This is a genomic window from Rothia sp. SD9660Na, assembly GCF_030064065.1.
Taxonomy (GTDB): Bacteria; Actinomycetota; Actinomycetes; order Actinomycetales; family Micrococcaceae; genus Rothia.
Genome location: NZ_CP125946.1, coordinates 1,400,228 through 1,419,321, shown reverse-complemented (window position 1 = coordinate 1,419,321; position 19,094 = coordinate 1,400,228). Strand labels below are relative to the sequence as shown.

The window sequence follows — 19,094 nt, the reverse complement described above, 5'->3', positions numbered from 1 at the left end:
GCTCCCGAACGTTATGAGCAGACGCCCGCCCTCCTATCTTTAGCGAAGATAGGAGGGCTCCTCTTTGTCTTCACCTATGCAATAGAACATATTTATAGTATTCTGGCGTTATGCAAGGGTGGACGGTTGAAGTAGGTTTCGTTCAAGACTGGCTCCTGGAACTGCCTAGCCAGGAGTATCTTCATGTGCTTGCAGCGCTTGAATACCTTGGGTCTGTAGGTCCTCATGGAGGCAGGCCCTTTATTGATCGCATTACCGGCTCGTCTTTACATAACCTCAAAGAACTGAGACCCCGTGGCCACGCAAAAAATATTAGAATTCTATTCATCTTTGATCCAGAGCAACAGGCGATTCTGTTGGTAGCTGGTGACAAAACCGGCCAATGGAACAAATGGTACAAACAGAATATCCCTCTTGCTGAGAAACGCTATGAAGAGTACCTAAGGAAGCGCCATGACAACTCTTGAAGAACTGAAGCAAATGCGCCCAGTCGATTCCCATGACCTACAGCGCCTAGTGAATGATATGCATGCTGAGGCTCGTGTTTTTCAGCTACAGGAGCTACGCAAAGATTTAGGTCTGACCCAGACCGATTTGGCTGAAAAAATCGGTGTCTCCCAAAAAAGAATTTCCCAGATGGAAAAAGGGGATATCGAGAGCGTTAGTATCAAAACCTTGCACAAATATCTTGCAGCCCTAGGTGCAGACCTTACCGTTACTGCCGATTTCCCGGTAGGTACGCGCCACAAGATTTACAGCACCTTGTAAGAAATAGCAGTATTGAAAACCGTGGTGGCTCTCAATCAGGTCTAAAACCTGCTCACAGGGTAAGCTGGTGCGCAGATCATCATGACACACGAAGCACCTACCTATAAACTGCTGGCTCTGCTGGGGGATTCACTGATCCGCAGCGGAGCCAGTTCTGCAACCACCACCAAAACCCTGCTCGCGGTCAGCTCAGCTGCGGGCCTGAGCGGGGTGACCGTCAGCGTCACTATGGGCCAGCTGATTATCAGCGACTCCCGCGGCGAAAACCAGCTGCCCTACACCGAAATCTTCGATATCACCCCGGGTAGCCTGGCTATCCAGTGGCGTTCAAAGACCGAAAAAATCATTGAGGGTCTGCTGACCCGGGACATCAGCACCGAGCAAGCCATCGAGCTTTTAGAGGAAGAAGACACCAGTTTGCACCCGGTGCACTGGGGCTTTTCCTTGCTGGGCTCTGGCCTGCTGGGCATTGGCTTCAGCCAGCTCCTGGGCGCGGGGAACGTAACAACCGTGGGTGCCTTTCTGGCGTCCGTGCTGGTGGCAGCGGTCTACCGCTGGGTCAAAATCGCACGAGCCCCCGGCATCTTCCGCTACGCTTTGGCTGGGGTTGTTGCGGTCATGGTCGCCACTATCTTCAACTTGGTTTCTCCGAATGGGGCGGATGTTGCCATCACCGTTGTTTCGTCCCTCGCTGCCTACCTGGCGGGGGTCGCCGCCTATGCTGCGGTGCAGGACTCCATCATGGGCTGGTACCTGTCTGCGGTAGGACGCCTGCTGGATGCTCTCATGTGTACAGCAGGTTTGGTCACGGGGGTGGCTCTCGGTATCGGGGTGGCGGGCTGGTTTGTCGATGACGAGTTTAGGTTCATCCGCACCCTTGATGCTGAAACCACGCAGATTATTGACCCCCTGCTAGGGGCTGCCCTGGTGAGTTTGGGCTTTGCCCTGACCTGTGGCGGTAAGAAGATTCAGCTGCTCATACTGACCATAATGGGGGCGCTAGCCTATGGTCTTCTGCTACTGACCGAAAACATGGGCCTGAGCTCCTACGGCGCTGTCGCCCTCACAGCGGTGCTGGTAGGTAGGGCCTGCGTCCTTCTTTCCAAGCCCATGCACCTGACCTCCAACGCGATTATGACGGTCGCCTTCCTGCCGCTCTTCCCCGGAATGCTCATCTACCAGGGCATCTTGGGCACCATCTTCGCTACTGAGGGTGCCGTTGAAACCCTGGGGGAGGCCCTGTTGACTACCTACTGCCTGTCGGTGGGCGGAACCGCAGGTCAGTACCTGGTCTCTGAGCTCCTGTGGGGTGCGCGGCGTGCCCAGTTCAGCAAAACTAAGCCCGGTGAAAAGTTCGATAAGGTCATGGTCGATGAATTCAACGCCCAAGACATCATCTTGCCGGTCTTCAGCAAGCCCTTTTCAAAAGTGACCGAAAGATGAAATCTAGATCGGTCCGGTAACGCCCCCGCTTCAAAGAGCGGTACGCTAGAGACCGTGAAGAACTTTGAAACCCTGTTCGCAGAACTGGCCGAAAAGGCTGAAACCCGCCCCGAGGGATCCGGCACCGTCGCAGAACTCGACAAAGGCGTGCACTTTATCGGCAAGAAAATTGTTGAAGAAGCAGCCGAGGTCTGGATGGCCGCTGAATTCCAGTCTGACGCCGAGTTCGCTGAAGAGGCTTCACAGCTGATTTACCATTTGCAGTGCATGATGATCGCTAAGGGACTGACTCCCGAAGATATCTACAAGTACCTCTAAACCATCACTGCAAAGGAAAAACCTATGCTGCGCGTTGCAGTTCCTAACAAGGGCATGCTTTCTCAGGCTGCCATCACCATGCTGACCGAGGCTGGCTACCTCCAGCGCCGCGACTCCCGCGAGCTGGTGCTCGTTGACCAGGACAACGAGGTCGAATTCTTCTACCTGCGCCCCCGCGACATCGCCGTGTACGTGGGCGAGGGTACCCTGGATGTCGGTATCACCGGCCGCGACCTGCTGCTCGACTCCGGCACCCACGCTGAGGAAGCGCTCAAGCTTGATTTTGCCCGCTCCACCTTCCGCCTGGCCGGGCCCGCCGGTACCTACACCGACCCGTCCGAACTTGAAGGTAGGCGTATCGCCACCAGCTACAAGCGCCTGCTAACCGACTACCTGGAACGCTCCGGTATCAACGCGTCGGTGGTGCGCCTGGATGGCGCTATTGAGTCCTCGATTCGTTTGGGCGTTGCGGACGCCATCGCCGACGTCGTCGAAACCGGCAACACCATGCGCGCAGCTGGCCTGGAACCTTTTGGCGACCCGATTATGCGCTCCGAGGCCCTGCTGATTAAGCGCCCCGGCGTTGAGGACCACGCCGGTCTTGAGCGCCTCCAGCGCCGCCTACAGGGTGTGCTGATTGCCCGCCAGTACGTGATGATTGACTACAACATCGAAGAGGCTAACCTCAAGGCTGCGACCACCCTGACCCCCGGCCTTGAAGCCCCGACCATCTCGCCGCTCTCGCGCGAGGGCTGGGTTGCCGTGCGCTCCATGGTGCCGCGCAAGGCAGCGAATAAGGTCATGGATTCCCTCTACGAGATCGGCGGCCGCGGCATCCTAGTCACCGCCATTCAGGCCGCGCGCCTGTAACCTTATCCGGCGGCGTCCTTGCCCCTGATATGGGCGGACGCCGCCGCTTTAGTTTTTGATTCAAGGAAAGGGGGCGCGCCCGTGGGTGTTGCCATTCGTGTTATTCCGTGTCTTGATGTAGACGCCGGCTGCGTGGTCAAGGGCGTCAAGTTTGAGGGCCTGCGCGACGCCGGGGATCCGGTGGAACTGGCTAAGCGCTACAACGCTGAGGGCGCTGACGAGCTGACTTTTCTTGATGTGACGGCTTCGTCCTCTGACCGTCAGACCACTTTTGATGTGGTCTCTTCCACCGCCGAGCAGGTCTTTATTCCCCTGACCGTGGGCGGAGGAGTGCGCACCCCTGAGGACGTTGACCGTCTGCTGCGCACCGGGGCTGATAAGGCCTCGATCAACACTGCCGCGATTGCCCGGCCCGAGGTCATCAACGAGATTACCGAGCGGTTTGGCTCCCAGGTGCTGGTGCTCTCGGCGGACGCCAAGAAGTCGGACGCTACCCCCTCCGGCTACGAGGTGACCACCCACGGCGGCCGCACATCTACCGGGCTTGACCTGCTCGAATGGGTTGCTGAGGCCCAGGAGCGCGGTGTGGGCGAGATCCTGCTGAACTCCATTGACGCCGACGGCACCAAGGCAGGCTTTGACCTGCCCATGATTCGGGCGGTGCGCTCTGTTGTTTCTGTACCCCTGATTGCTTCAGGTGGCGCTGGCGCCGCCGAGCACTTCCCGCCCGCCATCGAAGCAGGCGCGGACGCCGTACTCGCCGCTTCTATCTTCCACTTCGGCGAGGTCAGCATCGGCGAAGTGAAGGACGCAATCCGGGCGGCGGGGTACGAAGTACGGTAGGAAAGCATCTTGATGATGACTACTGAAGATGATTGGCTAGCAACTCAGGAAACTCTTTACCTTAGTTCTATCTCTGAAGTACGTGAGAGCATTGTGCAAGCTCGACTAGAGCCTTTAGATGAAGGCAGTGCTGAGCTTCCTTGGTGAACTAATTAATCCACCGAGTGCTTTTAACAACTTGTACATCCGATGTACAAAATTTTGTACATTGGATGTACAATTTGACCTATGACCTTCTATCCCAGATTCCTTGAGTCGAAGATCCTAGACCTACTTGCTGTTGCGCCTGTCGTGATTATCGAAGGCGCTCGTGCAGTGGGGAAGACAAGCTTGGTGAACAAGCTGACTCATGAGGGGCATTTGAAAGCAGTTTATTCGATGGCTGATGCCGGTCTGCGAGCAGTGGTTGAGGCTGATACAGTGGGTTGGCTCCGTGGTCTAGAGTGGCCCTGTGCAATCGACGAAGCTCAGCTGGTTCCTGAGCTACCGGTTGCTGTGAAACAGGTTCTAGATGAGAACCAGGACTCAATTCGTCTAGTTCTTACTGGTTCTTCAAGCATCGGGCAAAGCGGTTTTGGCGGCACTGACCCTCTGGCACGCAGGGCTTTACGAGTATCATTAGAGCCTTTAAGCGAGGCAGAAATCAGCTCTCTCCATCAGCAGCCGTGGTCTGTGATAGATGCTCTATTTGATGCAAATCCGGTTACAGGGGAACAAACTCAACCTCTGGATATTGAATCTGATGCGATTGTTCTAGGCGGTATGCCCCAGTATCGTCGGCTTTCTGGCAATTCAGTGACCTCTACTTTAGGCCTGGCTATTGATGAGGGTATAAGAAGCATCTTAACTCAGCGGGTAAAGCCAGGTGAGTCGTTTGATCAGGTGCGCGCACACGAGATTTTGGCTTATGTTTTAAGGCACCCTGCTTCAGAGCTAAATATCTCTGAAATGGGCAGAGAACTCTCAATGGACCGCCGCACAGTTGATTCTTATCTCGATGCTCTCGAAAAACGTTTCTTGATATATGAGGTTCCTAACCTACATCGGGCTTCAAAGAGGTCTTTGCGGTCTTCAGCTAAGTTTTTCCCCGCAGATGTGGCTTTAGCCGCCCGGTCTCTGGTAAGTACAAGTGATGCACAGTTAGTTGATGTAGATGTACGAGGGCGTCTGATTGAGACGCTGGTGATGCAGCAGATACGTGCCCATGCTGGATGGGCTGAGCGTAGTGTGGATATATTCCATTGGCGACAGCGGATTAAGAATAAGGACATTGAGGTCGATGTAGTCTTGCGTGATTCTGCGGGTTCTCTCATCGCACTGGAAGTGAAAGCTTCTGCGCGTGTAAAACCTGAATTCTTGAAGGGGTTGAAGAGCTTTCAAGAATTGTATGGTGACAGGGTTACACGGGGCTTCGTCGTTTGTAATGTGGCTCGGCCTGTGCCTTTAGGTGAGAAAATTTGGGCTCTTCCCTTGGCCGCCTTGTGGGACGCTAGTTTGTGGCAGGGGTTGATGAACAGAGCGCGCGCAACTGCGATAGAGCCACGGGCAGAGCTTGAGCCCTCTAAGAAAACTGGCGATGTTGATGTACGTGTCGTTGCTAGTTTCGCTGCGGCTGATGAGGGCTCTGCGTTAGCAGGGAATATTCGAGGCTTTGCTGAGGATGTTGCTGATGCTGTTGAGGGCCTGTCTGGGTTGAGCGTTGAGCTTGTTTTTGATAATGATCCGGCACATTTTGCTCATATACTGGGTGCGGACGCTGACGAGCAGGTTCCCCTTGTTGGCTTGGCTTTGATGACGCCTCGCTGGGTCAAGCAAATAGGTGACTTGTCTGTGTTAGACAGCAAGAATATTGTGCCGGTTCTGTGGATTGCTAACTCTAAGATTTCAGAGGAACAGAGTAGGGCTGTCCTTGATTTAACGGATGTGCGTCGTGCAGATCGTGATTCCGCACAGTACCGCCTGGGTGTGGAGCAGGTGGCGGAGAGCTTGCTCTCTAAGATGTCCCACAATATCTAGTGGCTCAGCTCCTCCACCTTTTCGCCCCGCAGCAGCTCGTACAGGCCCATGTGAAATATTAGTTATTCCAGATTTCTAATTCTTGCCAGTTGCTAGGAAAACCCATGTTCCGTTCAGCAGTAATAAGCGGTTCAGATAGTTCTTTCAGATATATTTGGGGTAACTTTTTAACCTGCGTTTTGAACGTATTGTGCCAGTTAGTACCGGATTCATGGCATCTAAGCATATGGGCGAGTAAGACACACGGCATGTATATTTTGTCGGCAGGGAGTTCCTTATCTATATGCTTTAAATATTTTTTGAAGTAAGAGTTTGAGTGAACAGACACATTCCTTTTCATGCTCTTATTGAAAACTCTAGCGCCATGAGCGCAGTCGTTTCTTAAGTCCATGATTGCAAGTAGCCAGGAGCCAAACTTGGTGCCTTGTCGAACCCCGAACTTTCTTGCCACATCATTTTGGTCTTCTACCTTCATCAAAAGATAAAAGTGAATTAGGGTTCCAAAGGACACAATTTCTAGTGCTGCCCACACAGGAATTTCTGTCTTGTAGACAAGAGTATGGTGCGCTATGAAATCGTCATTATTTTTGGATTTTTTAGCACTCTCGTACTGAGCTTTCCAAGCCTCAAACTTGGTTATTTCATCTCGAGATGAAGTAAGCTCATAGCATTTAGTGGAATCTAAGCATGAAATCTCAAGATGCCCTTTGGGATTTTTCTTTGCGATGACATGGGCGATAGCGGTTCTTAGTCTTACCTCTAAATCAAAGATACCGGTCAAAATGACGGCACGTAGCTTGGTGTCGAAATCTGCTAACGCTATAGAGTCTTCGAACCTTGAGCCAGCTTCAAACTCATCATGGCGGAACTCTCTGCGTCTCATGAGCTCATCTGTGAGGGGCTCTCGAAGTTTTCTAAAGGGATACCTGTAGCCACTCGTGCGGTGGTAGCCGAGTCTTCTGAGCTCTGTTTCAGCTTTAGTCTTATCGTCGATTTGCATTCCCAGCTGCTCAAGTCTGTTGATGAGATCTGGGTGGTCTAGGAACCCTTTTTCAGCCATAAGCACCTACTTAAAATGAAAACCGCCACATGATACATGCAGAACTTTGGGGTTCCATGTAACAGAGGTGGGCGGTGTCTGATACCTTTACCCTACCACATGCGATGTTGCATTTGAATGCTGGGAGAAACTTGATTCCAAACCGCGTAACAATTTCTAATAAGGTTATAGCCTACTTCGATTCGATGGTCGGAGTTATACCAGCATACAAAGATTGCTAAGGTGGTCCCCTTTTACGGAGTCAGCTCCTCCACCTTCTCGCCCCGCAGCAGCTCGTACAGGCCCATGTCGAGCATGAACTCCACGAACTGCTCCGGGGGCAGCTTGCGCACATGGTTAATGAGGTCAGCTGTATCTGAGCTGTAGTCCCAGAGCTTATTCGCCAGGCCAACGCGCACATTCTTTGAGTGGTAGAAGTCCACCTTGGTGTTGGCCATGGCGCTTTGCTTGAGCCCGGCGTCCTTGGCCGCCTCAGCCACGAAGGTCGTCGCAAAACCGACCTGGTGCTCGTCACTCAAATCAAGGCCGTGGAAGTACTTATTAATCTTCTCAATCAGTTCAGAGCGGGCTTTGCGCTCGCGCTCCTGAATACTGGCGAGGCCGGCCTCCGTCATGCCCTGCAACCCAGCTGCCTGCGAGGACGAGAGTTTCAAGTCTTCCTCTTCACGCAGCTTTTCGAGGCGGTAGTGGGTGAGTACGATGTCGTCCACGTTCACTACCTCGGGCGACACCTCATCGAGGGTGAAGCGGCGCAGCTTGCGCCCGAGCAGGTCAGCGAAGGCGGAGAGTTTCTCGTAGTAGGGGTCGCCGAAGTTGAAGATTTGCGAGAAGAAGGCGTAGGACTTCACGTACTGGGCGAGGGTTGAGCGGAACTCCAGCAGTACTTCAAGGGCGGCTCGGTCAGTAGAACCGTCAAGGCCCTCCTGCGCTGCCCGCCAGCGGGTCACAAACCGCTGCACAGGTATGGAGATGAGGGAGTCAAAGGACGCCTGCCGAGCACCGGGGGCAACCCACTTTTCCCAGAACTGTTCTACATCTGCCCGGTTGTAGATACCGGCCGCGTCGAGCTTGTCGACCTGTTTGGCAACCAGGTCGAGGTCCGATTCGGTCTCGATGCGGGCGTCCTCGTAGTACTCGGCGAAGGCAGCGCGAATCTGTTCGGGGTCGTTGACGAAGTCCAGAATGTAGGTGTTCTCTTTGCCGTCGGCCCGGCGGTTGAGGCGGGAGAGGGTCTGCACGGCGGTGATGCCCGAGAGCTTCTTATCCACGTACATGGCAACCAGAAGGGGCTGGTCAAAGCCGGTCTGGTACTTGTTGGCCACGATTAGAATATGCTGGCCGTCTTGGTTGAAGACCTCAGCGAGGTTCCTGCCTTTGAGGTCAGGGTTCATGGACGCCTCAGTCACGGTGGGGGTATCAACCCCGGGCACTGCCTCAAGGTCGGGGTCGGGCAGTTCACCGGAGAAAGCAACCAGCGTCTTCAGGGGCAGGGCTTTCTCGGTAATAGCCTTTTCAAAAGCCCGCTGGTAGCGCACAGCCGCGGCGCGCGAGGACGTCACCACCATGGCTTTGGCTTTACCGCCGAGCTCCTGCTTGACCCGGCCCTCAAAGTGTTCAAGAATCACCGCTACTTTGGAGGCAACATTGGTGGGGTGCAGCTCCACAAAGTTGATGAGGCTCTTGGTGCCCTTGCGGATGTCGATTTCTTCGTCTGCCCCGCTGTCCTCGTTTTTCTGGGCGATTTTGGCTGCCATCTGGTAGGTGGTGTAGTTCTTGAGCACGTCAAGAATGAAGCCCTCTTCAATGGCCTGCTTCATGGGGTAGAGGTCGAAGGGCTCGTGGGGGCCGGTGCCATCGGCCCGTCGCCCAAAGACCTCAAGGGTTTTAGCCTTGGGTGTTGCGGTGAAGGCAAAGAAGGACACCTGGTGGCCCTCACCCACCACACGCTGGGCCATCTTGGTCAGGGCTACCTGGTCAGCTTCGGGGTCTGACTCTTCGATACCGGCGTCAATCTCGGTGTTGAGCATTTCCTTGATGGAGTCGGTTGCCTTACCTGATTGGGAGGAGTGCGCCTCGTCCGCAATAATCGCAAAGTGCTTACCGGCGAGCTGGCCGCCCTCCTTGGTCATTTCTGCCAGGGCGAAGGGGAAGGTTTGCAGGGTGACGCCGATGATGGGCACACCGGTGGTCAGCGCTTCGACGAGCTGCTTAGATTTGGAGTCGCCGCTGCCGCGCGTAATAGGCTGGAAGGTGCCGGCGGTGGTGACGAGCTGGTCGATGGCGTCCTGGAGCTGCTGGTCGAGTACCTGCCGGTCGGCGATGACGATGACGGAGTCGAAGACGCGCTCGCCGTCTGGGGTGTGCAGGTTGGAGAGCCGGTGGGCTGTCCAGGCGATGGAGTCGGTTTTGCCGGAACCCGCCGAGTGCTGCACCAGGTATTTGTGCCCTGCGCCTTCGGTGCGGGCTGCGTGGACGAGTTTGGTGACGGCTCGCCACTGGTGGTAGCGGGGGAATCTGATGTGACTCTTCTGGGTGGTTTTGCCGGTGAGGGGGTCGGTGATTTTTTGGTGGTTGGTGTAGATGAATTTGGTGAGGATGGTGATCCAGGTGTTGGGGTCGAGGATTTCTTCCCAGAAGTAGCTGGTGGCGAGTTTGCCGTCGATAATGGGGTTGCCTGCGCCGCCGTTGGCTCAGCGGTTGAAGGGGAGGAAGTTGGTTGCTTTCCCTGCCAGTTTGGTGGTCATGGCGATTTCGTCTTGGGAGAGGGCGAAGTGGACGAGGGCGCCGCGGTGTTCTTGGAGCAGTGGTGAGGTGGTGGGGTTGCGGTCGGTGCGGTATTGGTTGATTGCGTCTTGGAGGGTTTGGGTGTATTCGCTTTTGAGTTCGATGGTAGCTACGGGGAGGCCGTTGATGAAGAGCACGAGGTCGATGCGGGCGGTTTCGTCTGTTGGGTTGTAGCGGACTTCTTCGACGACGCGCAGGATGTTCTTGTGGTAGAGGGCTGTGAGTTCGGGGTTGCGGTTGTCTTGGGGTGGGTAGGCGAGTAGGTGGAAGGGGCGGCGTGCGCCGGGTACACTGAAGCCTTTGCGCAGGACGTTGAGGGTTCCGCCGCCTTGTTCTTCTGGGGCTGCGAGTTTGGTGACGAGCCGGTCGAGCAGACGGTTTTCTTGGGCTTGTCGCGCGGTGGGGTCTGTGCCGGGTTTGATGAGGGTGGCGTAGTTTTTGGGGTCGCTGGTTTGTAGCCAGGTGAGGACGTCGGCGGGGTAGAGGGCTCGCCTGGCGTCGTAGCCTGCGGAGTTGGGGGAGTGCACCCACCCGTGAGCGGCCAGGTAGGCGCAGATGTCTTGCTGGAGAGGACGTTCGAGGTGGGTGCGGGGCATGGGGTGAGGCTCCTGCGATACTACGGGAAAATTTAAAAGACTGTCTTATTCTAAAGCACAAGGAATTAACTCAAATTTTATAATATTTTTTACTACCCAAATGCTGATCTATATCTATCTATTGAATTTTTTAATGCAAATTTCTTTTATTAATGAAATAGTATTTTGGAAAAATTCTTCATTAGATAAATTCTCTACATAGAACCTCAACGGCTCACGGAGGTATCCTTCAGATTTTGTTGGCACTCTGTTGAAAGTAGGTTCCGAATTTGAATCCTTATAAACGGATTTCAAAATCATATCATAGTCAGATTCTTTGAATGATTTCTTACCAAATCCAACATCGAAGTATAGCGATGTCGAACTGACACTCATTACACCTATTCGCTTTTTATTTTGCTTGTAAAGTACTGAAAATATCTGAGTTGATTTACCAATAGAAGAAGTTTGTAGATAAGGGAGTGTATCAGATTTCCTATAAAATGATTGAACAGTATCTATGGTTTCCTGTGAATGACCCCTCTCAGACATAGAGTTAATCAAATCTTCATAAAAAGCAGGATCCTCGTTTCGATCATACTCTTCTGCGCTATCGACTTCTACACCTTCATTTTCGATATCGTAAGGGAATTTTAGAATATCACGATAAAAGAAATGATGTTCAGATCTACTACGTTGAATACCATCTTCTTTTAATGCGGAGTCGTACATAATAAATAGTGATTGTGCAGCCTGTGGGTTTTCTTTATTAATCTCATATAATTTAACCCATCTTTCCCATTCTTCATTTCTGCGTTCAGAGGCGGCTTTGCGATTAATTTCCTTCTGATTTAAATGATACGTTGCAGTTGGTATTACTAAAAGTAAGAGTGGTAAAACTAAACTCCCCCAAAAACTTAACCATTCGTTAGCTTTTAGCCCTTTATACTCGCCATATCTTGCCCCGGGAATCAAACTAAAAATAATAAATCCAAAAACTATAGCTGATATAACTATAAGACCAATGTGTATGAATGGCAGTCTTTTAAATTGTAAATATATGGTATTGGCCGCAGATTTAATACCTGTCGTTTTTTCTTGAGATTTTTTGGTTTCAGTCACCCCTGACCTCCTAATGAAGAACCATTCCGATTGATAGATAGATAAATAGACGCTTAGTCAGAGTGAAGTTTAAATTTCATTTAATTTATTGACAAGTTTAACCATTTCTTTCTATATTATCTAAAATTTTATCAATATTTTCCATCATGATTAAAATATGAGATTTGTTAAAATAATGAGTTTTATCGTGCACTATCATGTTTCTGGTAGCCATTACCGACCGTAAGGAATCCCTCATCTCGATGTTGTGCTCTTGTTGATATTTATTTAATTGATAAATAATGGGGTCTTTGTGATATCCTTCTGTGCAATCTTTAAGGTTGTATTTATCTGATATTAAATTACTCATTCTATTGTATTTTTCCATGAATCTGATTTCGGGTAAATTCTTATTCATATGCTCATGTTGTATGATTTTTTCGAATCCATTTAATCTGGTAGCTTCTTTGAGTGTTCTTTTCGATAAAAATAATGCAACTACTGAACCTACTGAAGAAGTCAACGCTGCTAGAATCGGTAAAACTTCCGGATGGATATCTAAATAATCTGGATTTTTAATTAGTAAATAAATTATGCAAAAAAAGGACGCTAGTGAAATGAAGGATATGATAATTGTGAAATATCTATTATAATTCATCGTGTTTTACCTTTCGTTAAAAGGTGATTCCAAACCATGAAAACAAAGGTAAGTATAATAGCACCTACCAGAGTCGCTAGACCGATGGGTTCTTTGATAAAGTTTCCAGAAATTCCTGCAGCAACCCCACAAACAACTGAGAAAAAATTGGTTATTGGGATCATAATATTAAGCTTATCCTTGTAGTATTTTGTTCCTCCCCTTCTTAGTAGAGAGTTTGCATCATCAATCATTTTCGTTGTGTACTCAGGGCTATTGCTTTTTTTATCTCTATCTGCCAATCTTTCGCATTCAAGTGAAAAGTCATTTGAAAATTCTTCTAGGTAGTCCCTAAATCTTCTTTTAGAACTTTCGAAAGAATCAATATTATCTGGATATCTCATTTGTTAAATTCGTAAATTCCCACAATGTTGTCAGGTTAGATGTTTCGAGGGTTTATGCAAAATATTTTTTTATGTACCTATTCTTCCTTTCCTGTAGTAAATCTGATAATTCGACAGCTGTTGATAGTTTGCTGTTGATATTCTTTTGATAGTTATGTTTTTGCAAGATTGAGTGTTGCTGGTTGATACTAGGGAATGGGATTCTGAATTGTTGGATATTTTCACATGTCAATGACCCCTTTGTTGTTCCGTTGCCGGAGTTAATTTCGCGTAGCTCTGGGTATGCAGCTTCCAAAGCTAGTTTTGTGAAATCAATGCTTACTTGAGAATTCTGCATTGGAGTTAAATAAGCAATGTTCTGGCTTAAAGTGGCATCAATACCAGTCTTAGTTACTTTTCCCCGAGTCTTACCCTGACCAATCAGTCCCATCAACAGGCTGCCTTTAGGAATCATCGGTAAATGACATTCCTTGACTGCCAGCTCAGTAACGTAACGAGCAGGCTCAATTGCTAATTCTTGGTTTACAGTCGAGCTATTAAACCACGGTATATCAGTGCTGTCATCGCTCCAATAACTTTCGTTAGTGGAGAGTGGTGTGGATCCGTTACCGATTTTAAAATGCCAGCCAAGCTTTTGAAGAGTCCAGCCCCTTGGGAGGGTCTTCCAGAACGGATGACCAGTATCGTATCGGTCTGGATTCGAAGCATCTGTGGCTAAATCAAAAGTCAGAGATACTAGGCGTTCCTGAAGCAAATCCTGTAGACGTTGTTGATCATCAATGAACTCATCAATCTCCGCCAGCTCACGGTCAAGGTCATCTGCGATTTGCTTTTGCTCTTCAAGTGGAGGTAACGGAATCTGGATTGCTTTCATTGCTGAATATCTAGTTGTCCATAAGTCAGCAACAATCCCCGAGCCAAAACGGTAAAATTCTTCCTGGAATCCAACGCTAGTCAGTAGATATTTTGCAAACTGAGGATAGATACCTTTTGGCTCAAGCACGATGTTAATCAGAGAGACTGATCCATCCCGCGGTGCAATGCCAGCAGACCCTTTTCTATCCGAACGGCTATTAATAACAAAATCGCCTTTTCGAGCAACCTTTTTCGGCGCGCCAATCGCAGAAATAGCAACACTTTCCTGTTGCTCAACAACACCCTTCTTTGTAACTGAAAGAGGTGCTAAATCTTCTGCAGTAGTAGGTTCATTGCGCTCTCTGAACACAGAACCAAGTCGAACAATCCTCCAGCCTGAACGGACTGAACCGCCAAACCAATCGTAGGCTTTATTACCTGGCATTAGCCCAGCACCTCTTCCAGCCTCTTCCTAATCCGGCCCAGCACCTCGTTCAGGTCGCGGTCAATCTCCTCCAAGGAGCGGGGCGGAACGTACTCATAGAAGTGGCGGGTAAAAGGAATCTCCGCCCCCTCCTTGGTCTTAGACTCATCAATCCAGGTATCAGGCACAAAGGGTTTGACCTCACGCTCCAAATACTCGTGAATATCCTCGCCCCAGGGAACATTCTCAGTATCACGCAGGGTAGAATCAGCCACCGGCTTCTTAGCCTTCAACACCACCTCGGCGGATTCATCGCGTTCAGCCAACTCATCCACCAACTTAGCCAAAGCCGCAGGCTTCACCAGGGCACCGGCGTCCGCAAACACCTGCAACAGCTCAGCCTTCACACCAGCCACATCACCGCCAACGGCACCCGCTGTGCTCTCAACCAAAGAAGCAAGAGAAACCCGCACAGCGGTGTCCTCACCCTCAGTCAACTTGAGTTTGCCAAACTCCTTAGAAGCCAAGAGCCTCTCAACCCGCTCAGCAGTAAAGCCCCAATTCAACCGCAAAGGGCGCTCCACCGTAATCGTGCGGTACATAAACTCCTCACGATCAAAAACCTTAGACCGCTTATCATCCGCAGCATCAAAAGCAGCGTAAAGGCGGGTAATCTCAGCAATCTGCTCCTCACTCAGGCGCTTCCGCTTAGACCCCACCGACTTACGCATCTTCTCAAACATATTCGTCGCGTCAATCAGCTGAACCTTACCCCTACGCTCAGCCTTCTTCTGCTTATTCAACACCCAAATATAGGTAGAAATACCCGTGTTATAGAACATGTCAGTAGGCAGGCCAATAATCGCCTCAAGGTAATCCTGATCCAAAACCCACTTACGGATATTCGACTCACCAGACCCAGCGCCACCCGTAAACAGGGGAGAACCATTCAAAACAATGGCACCACGGCCCCCCACCTGGGCAACACCATTGCTAGCCACCGTCGGCTCATTGAGTTTAGAAATCAGATGCTGCAAGAAAAGGAGCGAACCGTCAGACACACGGGGCAGGCCAGCACCAAAACGGCCCGCAAAACCCTGGTTCTTATGCTCAGCCTCAACCACAGCCTTAGCACCCTTCCAATCCACGCCAAAGGGCGGGTTGCTCAGACCATAATGGAAGGTGCGGTTCTCAAAAGCCGGGTCAGTGAGCGTGTTGCCAAGAGCGATATTATCGACGTCCTGGCCCTTCACCACCATGTCCGCCTTACAAATCGCATAAGACTCGGGGTTGAGCTCCTGACCCAGCAAGCTCACATCGGCGGTGGGGTTCAGCTGATGAATCTTATCGTCAGCCACCGACAGCATGCCGCCGGTGCCAGCCGTAGGGTCATAGACCGAGCGGGCAATGTAGTCAGTGCGCAGGTCTTCATCGTCAGCCAGCAGCAGGTTAACCATGAGCTCAATAACCTCACGCGGGGTAAAGTGCTCACCGGCAGTTTCATTCGAAGCCTCAGCGAACTTGCGAATCAGCTCTTCGAAGATGTTGCCCATCTGCTCATTGCTCACCTGATCAGGGTGCAGGTTCACCCGCGAGAAATGCTGAATCACCTGATACAGCAGGTTATGGGCAGCAAGGTCTGCGATGGTGTCTTCAAACTTATACTTCTCAAAAATATCGCGCACGTTCTCACTGAACTGATTGATGTAAGAACGCAAGTTCTGTTCAAGCGTATCGGGGTCATTAGCCACGGTCTTGAGGTTGTGCTGGGAGAGGTTATAGAAACTGTAATCGTGCCCCGCCCGGGCAGACAGCATAGCCGGAGGAATCGTATCGAGTACATAGCCCTCTGTTGCCTCAAGAACAGCCTGCTTGGTCGGCTCAAGCACCGCATCAAGACGCGCCAACACCGTGAAAGGCAAAATAATCTGACCGTACTGATGCTGCTTATAGGTACCGCGCAACACATCAGCCACATTCCAAATGAACTGAGAATAGTTCAAAGAAGACACATACGCCCCTCAAGATTGGCAAACTAATGGCTCAGCATAAAAGCCCTAGCCACCAGGTAGAGCTTTTACCCTGATGAAAACTAATCATACTCAAGGGGCAGGCTGGGAAGTTGAAGTACAGCTCTTGTGTCTTACCTGCTCACCAGGGCCGGGCGGTGAGCTAGCCAGCTGCCGGGTAGGGTAGAAGTAAACCCCATAGCAGCGCAGGCGAAAGGACCCCACATGAAAACCCGCCCCTTCACCCAGGTCGATGTGTTCGGCTCGGTTCCGCTCAAAGGCAACCCCCTCGCCGTGGTGCTCGATGGCAGCGGCCTCACCGACGAGCAGATGCAGAGCTTCGCCCGCTGGACCAACCTCTCAGAAACCACCTTCATCACCCAACTGACTGACGCTCGGGCCGACTACGCCGTCCGCATCTTCACCCCCGGCGGCGAACTGCCCTTCGCCGGGCACCCCACCCTGGGCAGCGCCCACGCCTGGCTAGAAGCCGGTGGCCAGCCACAGCGCCCTGACGTCATCGTGCAAGAATGCGCTGCAGGGCTCATCGACATCACCCGCAGCGGCCAAGAGCTCGCCTTCGCCGCACCGGCAACCGTCCGCTCCGGTGCCCTCGATGAGGCAACCCTGGCAGACATCGCCACCGCCCTAGGGCTAGAGCGCAGCCAGATTCTCTCCCACCAATGGGTCGACAACGGGCCTGGCTGGTCCGCCGTCGAAATCGCAGACCCCGACCGTCTGCTCGCCCTCACCCCGGACTTCGCCCGCGGCACAGACCTCAAACTCGGCGTCTTCGCCATGCACCCGGAAGGGTCAGACATCGCCTACGACATCCGCGCCTTCGTGCCCGGAGTCGGCGTTTCTAAGGACCCGGTCACCGGCTCCCTCAACGCCTCCGTCGCCCAGTGGCTCGCCCGCGAAAACCGGGTCGCCGGAACCTACACCGTACGCCAGGGCACCTGTCTGCACCACGACGGTAGGCTCACCATCACGGTAGGGCAGGACGCCGGCCCCACCGGCACACCCGACATTTGGGTTGGCGGAAGAACTCACACCCTTATCAGGGGAGAGGTTAGCCTCTAGGTCTTTTGGTTACATTCGGGAGCAACTGTGATATAAAGGTGTGTGGCGTCACCCACCGCCCAGCGCTTTGCCCCTGTGACTCTAGCAAGCAGGCCACCAGCGCGAAGGGAAGAGAATTCTCGGGTTGCACCGGCATACCATGGCCGGGGTAGGCACCACCGAACCGTCGATTGATACCGCAGCTAGAGTGCGAAGAAAGTCGATACCCGTGACTGCCCAATCAAACTTCAAAAAGCTCGTGCGCGCCCGTATGGAAGAAACCGGTGAGAACTACACCACCGCCCGAGCAGCCCTCCTCGAGACCAGACCGTCGACCGATGTCCTGAACGATCCCCGCGAACAAGCCTACGCAGAGCACCGCACAGTCGTTGACCGTTTTCTGCAGGGCGGACGCCTGACCTCCTGGCCCTCCAAACGCCGCACCCGCGCCCACCTGCTGCTGCACCTAGTGACCTATTTTGAGCCAGGGCGCACCTACACCGAGAAACAGGTTAACGAGATTCTGGCCGCCCTCTGGCAGGACTATGCCTTTATGCGTCGGGAAATGGTCGAGTACGGTTACCTGGTGCGAACCTCTGACGCCTCCGCGTATTGCCTGGCAACCCGGGCTCCCGACCGGGAAGGTACCGTGCTGGCTGCCGAGGCCCCGGCCTGGGAAGCGATGTGGCTGCCGGGCTACCTGGCAAGCTAAGTAGGTGAGGGATCCATGTTTGGGCTGAAAACAACCGTGAAAACGGTGATCTTTCTCGATGCCTTTGCCAGTGCAACTATATATTTTCTGCTTCTTTTCCGCTTCGCCCAGGACTCAAGCCCTTGGGGAATGACAGCTGTAGCTTTGGTCAGCATGCTCACCGGCGCAGTCTGCGCTGCACCATTAGGAGCATGGGTTGACCGGAGCAACCTAAGAACTTTGTGGATTGGCGCTACTAGCACGAGTGCCTTTTTGACCTTGGGGTTACATCTAACTTCTACTCCGTGGTTTTGGCTAGTACTCCTAGCCTGTATAACTGCTGCTGAGGTGGTCAGTGGAACTGCTATTTTCAAGGCTCTTCCTAAGACTCCCGGTATGACGCAGACTTCTGCAAGTTCATTCCTTGTGGGGATGGGAGCTGTGCTGGGTGTGGTCACTCCGGCAGGTGCGGCTTTGCTCTACGCAGTAGCACCCCACGCTTGCTTCCTGTTTGCCTTCGCATTACAAGTCCCGGCAGTACTGCTGTTACTTAAGGTGGCTCCGAAGGGTGAGGCTCCTCAACTTGAGAAACTCAGTTTCAAAGACGCTGCCCTCGGGCTGGGGGCTTTGAGTAAGAGTTTAGGGCTTCTAGCGTACCTTCCGGTGATGTACTTGGTTGTGATCGCAACGTCAGCAGAAGACCTCTCTGGCCTTATCTACCTCCAGCAGGTGGGTGGCGATTTTATCGCCGGAGCCTTCTCTGGCATGGTAGAAAATCCAGGGCCAGCGGGTTATGCTGCCTTAACCGCCTTCTGGTCATTGGGGCTTCTACTTGGTTCGGCTATACCCAATCGGCGCTGGTTTTCACTGTCTACCTATCAATCTTTGATACTAGGCGGTCTGGCTATTTCCCTGGCCATTGTGGTGGAAGGAATGCTTCCCTATGCACCTGTGATTGCTGTGGCCTTTTTGATCGGGGGGATAGGTAATGCCGTGCATAACGTGGGGGTGCGTTCTTCTGTTTATGAGCAAGTTCCTGAGGAACATACCGGTCAGGTATGGGCTATGGTGAGTGTGAGCTTTACACTTCTAGCCGGATTAGGCAAGATGCTGGGAACCCCGTATCTCTTAGGCGAACCTCAGCAGGTGGTGATTGGCTGTGGGGCTATAGCCACAGGGGCAATATTGCTGTTCTTAGTTCTTCGGCAGATTCGTAAATGGAGTCGCTAGCGAC

The 19,094-nt window shown here is 52.2% G+C and carries 18 protein-coding genes; 10 read left to right on the top strand and 8 right to left on the bottom strand.

Annotation, left to right across the window (positions count from 1 at the left end; translation table 11 throughout):
• Nucleotides 1-110 precede the first annotated feature (110 nt).
• The 7 genes from QM007_RS06825 to QM007_RS06795 all read left to right on the top strand — a co-directional run bounded on the left by QM007_RS06825 (nucleotide 111) and on the right by QM007_RS06795 (nucleotide 6,258).
• The gene (locus QM007_RS06825) at nucleotides 111-467 is read left to right on the top strand and encodes a type II toxin-antitoxin system RelE/ParE family toxin (protein WP_283489276.1); all 357 of its coding nucleotides are present in this window, start codon (nucleotides 111-113) and stop codon (nucleotides 465-467) included.
• Entirely contained in the window at nucleotides 454-768 is a 315-nt protein-coding gene (locus QM007_RS06820) for a helix-turn-helix domain-containing protein (protein WP_237195687.1), read from the top strand. The genes QM007_RS06825 and QM007_RS06820 overlap by 14 nt, the downstream gene beginning before the upstream one ends.
• Before the next feature lie 81 nt (nucleotides 769-849).
• On the top strand, nucleotides 850-2,211 hold the full coding sequence (locus tag QM007_RS06815) for a threonine/serine exporter family protein (protein WP_283489275.1): 1,362 nt from the start codon (nucleotides 850-852) through the stop codon (nucleotides 2,209-2,211).
• A gap of 54 nt (nucleotides 2,212-2,265) precedes the next feature.
• On the top strand, nucleotides 2,266-2,529 hold the full coding sequence (locus QM007_RS06810; protein WP_135012131.1) for a phosphoribosyl-ATP diphosphatase: 264 nt from the start codon (nucleotides 2,266-2,268) through the stop codon (nucleotides 2,527-2,529).
• Between the two features lie 24 nt (nucleotides 2,530-2,553).
• Nucleotides 2,554-3,399 (top strand): ATP phosphoribosyltransferase, encoded by an 846-nt coding sequence (hisG, locus tag QM007_RS06805; RefSeq protein WP_283489274.1) that lies wholly within the window; start codon nucleotides 2,554-2,556, stop codon nucleotides 3,397-3,399.
• An 81-nt stretch (nucleotides 3,400-3,480) separates the two neighbouring features.
• Nucleotides 3,481-4,242 (top strand): imidazole glycerol phosphate synthase subunit HisF, encoded by a 762-nt coding sequence (hisF, locus tag QM007_RS06800; protein ID WP_283489273.1) that lies wholly within the window; start codon nucleotides 3,481-3,483, stop codon nucleotides 4,240-4,242.
• Between the two features lie 228 nt (nucleotides 4,243-4,470).
• Nucleotides 4,471-6,258 carry an ATP-binding protein gene (locus QM007_RS06795; protein WP_283489272.1) on the top strand — a complete coding sequence of 596 codons (1,788 nt, stop codon included), beginning with the start codon at nucleotides 4,471-4,473 and terminating at the stop codon, nucleotides 6,256-6,258.
• Between the two features lie 58 nt (nucleotides 6,259-6,316).
• Here the strand turns inward: QM007_RS06795 and QM007_RS06790 are convergent, their stop codons facing one another.
• The 8 genes from QM007_RS06790 to QM007_RS06755 all read right to left on the bottom strand — a co-directional run bounded on the left by QM007_RS06790 (nucleotide 6,317) and on the right by QM007_RS06755 (nucleotide 16,110).
• A complete protein-coding gene (locus QM007_RS06790; protein WP_283489271.1) occupies nucleotides 6,317-7,318 on the bottom strand; it encodes an Abi family protein in 1,002 nt (333 codons plus the stop codon).
• A gap of 233 nt (nucleotides 7,319-7,551) precedes the next feature.
• On the bottom strand, nucleotides 7,552-9,837 hold the full coding sequence (locus tag QM007_RS06785; protein ID WP_283491016.1) for a DEAD/DEAH box helicase family protein: 2,286 nt from the start codon (nucleotides 9,835-9,837) through the stop codon (nucleotides 7,552-7,554).
• Between the two features lie 171 nt (nucleotides 9,838-10,008).
• On the bottom strand, nucleotides 10,009-10,698 hold the full coding sequence (locus QM007_RS06780) for a type I restriction endonuclease (RefSeq protein ID WP_283489270.1): 690 nt from the start codon (nucleotides 10,696-10,698) through the stop codon (nucleotides 10,009-10,011).
• A gap of 114 nt (nucleotides 10,699-10,812) precedes the next feature.
• A complete protein-coding gene (locus tag QM007_RS06775; protein ID WP_283489269.1) occupies nucleotides 10,813-11,799 on the bottom strand; it encodes a hypothetical protein in 987 nt (328 codons plus the stop codon).
• A 97-nt stretch (nucleotides 11,800-11,896) separates the two neighbouring features.
• Nucleotides 11,897-12,436, bottom strand: a complete 540-nt coding sequence (locus QM007_RS06770; protein WP_283489268.1) for a hypothetical protein — start codon at nucleotides 12,434-12,436, stop codon at nucleotides 11,897-11,899.
• The gene (locus tag QM007_RS06765; RefSeq protein WP_283489267.1) at nucleotides 12,433-12,819 is read right to left on the bottom strand and encodes a hypothetical protein; all 387 of its coding nucleotides are present in this window, start codon (nucleotides 12,817-12,819) and stop codon (nucleotides 12,433-12,435) included. Before QM007_RS06765 ends, QM007_RS06770 begins: the two co-directional genes overlap by 4 nt.
• A gap of 52 nt (nucleotides 12,820-12,871) precedes the next feature.
• On the bottom strand, nucleotides 12,872-14,119 hold the full coding sequence (locus tag QM007_RS06760) for a restriction endonuclease subunit S (RefSeq protein WP_283489266.1): 1,248 nt from the start codon (nucleotides 14,117-14,119) through the stop codon (nucleotides 12,872-12,874).
• Nucleotides 14,119-16,110, bottom strand: coding sequence for a type I restriction-modification system subunit M (locus tag QM007_RS06755; protein ID WP_283489265.1), 1,992 nt, complete (start codon nucleotides 16,108-16,110; stop codon nucleotides 14,119-14,121). The genes QM007_RS06760 and QM007_RS06755 overlap by 1 nt, the downstream gene beginning before the upstream one ends.
• Before the next feature lie 222 nt (nucleotides 16,111-16,332).
• Here QM007_RS06755 and QM007_RS06750 point away from each other — a divergent pair, with 222 nt between their 5' ends.
• The 3 genes from QM007_RS06750 (at nucleotide 16,333) to QM007_RS06740 (ending at nucleotide 19,090) form a co-directional block, all read left to right on the top strand.
• Nucleotides 16,333-17,190: a PhzF family phenazine biosynthesis protein gene (locus tag QM007_RS06750; protein ID WP_283489264.1), complete on the top strand. Its 858-nt coding sequence runs from the start codon at nucleotides 16,333-16,335 to the stop codon at nucleotides 17,188-17,190.
• Nucleotides 17,191-17,398: 208 nt separating this feature from the next.
• Nucleotides 17,399-17,881 carry a DUF2087 domain-containing protein gene (locus tag QM007_RS06745; protein ID WP_283489263.1) on the top strand — a complete coding sequence of 161 codons (483 nt, stop codon included), beginning with the start codon at nucleotides 17,399-17,401 and terminating at the stop codon, nucleotides 17,879-17,881.
• A 15-nt stretch (nucleotides 17,882-17,896) separates the two neighbouring features.
• Nucleotides 17,897-19,090 carry an MFS transporter gene (locus QM007_RS06740; RefSeq protein WP_283489262.1) on the top strand — a complete coding sequence of 398 codons (1,194 nt, stop codon included), beginning with the start codon at nucleotides 17,897-17,899 and terminating at the stop codon, nucleotides 19,088-19,090.
• The last annotated feature ends 4 nt before the right edge of the window (nucleotides 19,091-19,094 follow it).